Consider the following 3854-nt stretch of genomic DNA (forward strand, 5'->3'; position numbering starts at 1 on the left):
GTAAAAGTTGGGGAAATATTTACACCTTATGTAAGGTTTTTCCTTTTCTTCTTCCTTCTCTCCTAGATAACTAAAGCCTTCTTCCTTCTCTCCTAGATAACTAAAGCCTTCTTCCTTCTTCCTTACCTTCTCTATACAATGTCGATGCTACCGGACATGATATTACACATAAAAGTAAGTTTAATATTTGGCTCAAAAATTATTAAAAATAATTATTAATAAATTATCAAGTCGTCCGCAGCGACGAAGTGGAAGCAATCTCGCATAATCCCTGAGATTGCTATCCGTTCCGGAATGCTCCGCAAACCTTCCACTCCGTTCCAGTCGCAATGATATAATATCATGTCCGCTGGTATCGGAGCGTGTAAAAGTTGGGGAAATATTTACACCTTATGTAAGGTTTTTCCTTTTCTTCTTCCTTCTCTCCTAGATAACTAAAGCCTTCTTCCTTCTNCCTTCCACTCCGTTCCAGTCGCAATGATATAATATCATGTCCGCTGGTATCGGAGCGTGTAAAAGTTGGGGAAATATTTACACCTTATGTAAGGTTTTTCCTTTTCTTCTTCCTTCTCTCCTAGATAACTAAAGCCTTCTTCCTTCTTCCTTACCTTCTCTATACAATACCGATGCTACCGGACATGATCTAATTATCCATTATCAATTAATGAACCAGATATTGGTAAGGTAATCTCAAAGATAGCTCCTTGTGGTTGATTGTTTCTCACGGTAATTTGCCCATTATGTGCCTCAACAACCATTTTACAAAAGGCTAAACCTAATCCAATTTGCGAGGTATCTAACATAGTTGTGCCAATCTCGTATTTCTCAAAAATCTTTTGTTGTATTGCTTCGGGAACACCAGGACCAGAATCAATTACCTTGATTTTGTAAATGTCAGAGTTGATAATTTCTAAACTCACGATAATTTGACTATTGTCTGGGGAAAACTTAATAGCATTCGAGAGCAGATTATCTATAGTTCTATGAATCAGATTAGCATCCACAGAGACTATAAAACTAGATATTTCTGGTAATTGACTTACCAAAGATTGATTTTTTTGAGCAGCGATCGCTTCAAAATTGGATATGCTAGACTGGATAATACCAATGATTTCTACCTTTTTGCGCTTCAGACGAAGTTTACCGGATTCTAGTAAAGCCATATTCAATAAATCATTAATTAACCGCTCTAATCTTTGTGCTGCTCCATAAATTTGCTCCATTTTCCGGTTTTGCTTTTCTTGGGAATAATTGTGATTTTTTAGTAATTGCAAGCCAAACATAATAATAGTCAGGGGATTGCGTAAATCGTGAACCACCATGTTTACCATGTCTTCCCTTAATTCCAGCATGGTTTGTAGGTTGTCATACTGTTGTTTAATTCGTAGCATAGATTTAACTCTGGCTCGCAATTCCACCCCATTGACTGGTTTACTAATGAAGTCATCAGCTCCAGTTTTCAAACAATTGGCTAGGTCTGATTTTGAACTTAATGCTGTCACCATAATGATCGGAACTGCGTGCCATTTTGACATAGCTTTAATTTGCCGACAAGTTTCAATACCATCTATTCCAGGCATCATTACATCAAGTAGAATTACATCGGGGTTGTAGGTTTTTAGGTTTGCGATCGCCTCTTCTCCATTTGCAGAGTAATACAACTCATACTCTTGGTCATTCAAAAGAGCTTCTATTACATCAAAATTATTGGGTTCGTCGTCAATTACTAAAACAGATGGTATATTCATTAACTATTCTCCTTATCCTTAGTAGCTAAAAGTTTTTGAATCATAGATGTTAACTGTTTTAGTTTAACAGGTTTACTAAGGTAATCATTAGCTCCCGCAGCCAAACAACGTTCTCGATCGCCTGTCATTGCTAGAGCAGTTAGGGCAATGATTGGCACATTTACCAAGTGGGGAGTCTGGCGGATCTCCTCCATCGCTTCTAGACCATTCTTATTTGGCATTGAAATGTCCATCAAAATCAAATCAGGGTTTTGCGATTCAGCCTGGGCGATCGCTTCATCTCCATTTTTGGCCAGAATAATACGATAACCTTTTGCTTTCAGATAGCTGGAAACTGTAGTGATATTCGCTTCATTGTCTTCTGCCAAAAGAATTAATGGTGGTGTCTGCTTTTGAAGTTGACTGTACTCAATGTTCGCTTCGGACTGAGATTCTAGTTTGGGGTAGAAGAGGATAGTATTAGTACAAGGAAGATCCACCGTAAAGCAACTCCCAACCCCGACCTCACTAGAGACCTCTACTTTCCCACCGTGGCGATCGACGATGCGTTTTACTAAGGTAAGCCCCAAACCTGTTCCCTGATAGTCGCGATTTAGGGAATTATCAATTTGGACAAAGGGNGAGATTCTAGTTTGGGGTAGAAGAGGATAGTATTAGTACAAGGAAGATCCACCGTAAAGCAACTCCCAACCCCGACCTCACTAGAGACCTCTACTTTCCCACCGTGGCGATCGACGATGCGTTTTACTAAGGTAAGCCCCAAACCTGTTCCCTGATAGTCGCGATTTAGGGAATTATCAATTTGGACAAAGGGCTGAAACAGTTTGTTGAGGTTTTCTAGGGCAATACCAATGCCATTGTCAATGATAGCAATTCGGAGGAATTTTTGTGAATCATTAGCATTTGGGTTGAGAGAGTTGGTCTGAACTTCCAGGGAGACATAACCGCCATCTGGGGTAAATTTAACAGCATTATTGAGTAAGTTAATTAAGACTTGGCGGATGCGTCGTTCATCTATTAACAACTCTGGTAAATTTTGGGGCAATTTCGTTTTTAACTGAATGCCTTTTTTCTGGGCAAGTGGTTTGATGAAAGCCAGACTAGATTTGCAGAGGGGAGCTACTGGAGTGGGGGTGCAACTTAACTCTAGCTGACCAGATTCAATTTTGGTGACATCCAGGATGTCATTAATGAGTTCTAACAGATGTGTTCCGCTGCTTTCAATAATTTGTAGAGCTTTCATTTGTTGCTCATTCATGCTGCCAAATACCTCATCTTGCAGCCCCTCTGTGATGCCGAGGACTGCATTGAGGGGGGTGCGGAGTTCGTGGCTCATGTTGGCAAGAAATAGACTCTTGGCTTTGTTGGCAGCTTCGGCAGCTTGTTTTGCTTGCTCTAATGAAAATACTTTCATGGCTACTTCTTGTTCTAAGTTTTGAGTTAGTAAGGCTAACTGCAAATGAGTTTTGACTCTGGCAAGAACTTCTTGCTCTTGAAATGGCTTAGTAATGTAATCTACTGCCCCTAGCTCAAATCCCTTGATTTTGTTGTCTGTATCTGCTAAAGCGGTAATAAAAATTACAGGAATATTGCGAGTAGTGGGATTAGCTTTGAGTTTTTGACAGACTTCAAAGCCATCCATGTCAGGCATTGTTATATCTAATAAAATTAGGTCTGACAATTCTCGTTCTAGTTGTTTTAATGCTCGTTGTCCGGTGGTGGCGATCGCTACATCATATCCTACTGCACCGAGTGTTTCTGAGAGAACCTCTAGGTTTGCTGGTGTATCATCAACGATTAATATGAGTCCTGTTTGTTCTGCTAATTCTTGATTCATGGTTTCTTCAGTTATCAGTTATCAGTTATCAGTTATATCATGTCCGGTTGAATAGTTATAAACAAAAAAGGAGGAGTCAGGAGTCAACCCACCCCTAACCCCTCCCAGGAGGGCAGGGCTGTTTCAAAGTGTCGTGAATTAACAATTTAAGGAGAACGAGAGATGTTTAGGATTAGAAAATAGAGAAATTAGCCACCCATTTGCCTATTTTTCAGCTTCGGAGTGTCATTAAACTCTGTCTAAATATCTGGTTCAATTCCCTCAAATAA

The 3854-nt window shown here is 39.7% G+C and carries 2 protein-coding genes and 1 pseudogene; all 3 read right to left on the reverse strand.

The annotated features are described in order from the left end of the window. Nucleotides 1–647 precede the first annotated feature (647 nt). Nucleotides 648–1748, reverse strand: a complete 1101-nt coding sequence (locus tag AFK68_RS06750) for a hybrid sensor histidine kinase/response regulator (RefSeq protein WP_094672101.1) — start codon at nucleotides 1746–1748, stop codon at nucleotides 648–650. Further along, nucleotides 1748–2368 (reverse strand): response regulator (locus AFK68_RS06755; RefSeq protein WP_143437641.1); only part of this gene is annotated, 621 nt, incomplete at its 5' end. The genes AFK68_RS06755 and AFK68_RS06750, both read right to left, overlap by 1 nt. A gap of 1 nt (nucleotide 2369) precedes the next feature. Continuing rightward, a pseudogene (locus AFK68_RS44440) lies at nucleotides 2370–3585 on the reverse strand (hybrid sensor histidine kinase/response regulator); the annotation flags it as partial. Nucleotides 3586–3854 lie beyond the last annotated feature (269 nt).

It is taken from the genome of Hydrocoleum sp. CS-953 (assembly GCF_002260545.1).
In the GTDB taxonomy this organism is placed as follows: domain Bacteria; phylum Cyanobacteriota; class Cyanobacteriia; order Cyanobacteriales; family Microcoleaceae; genus Trichodesmium.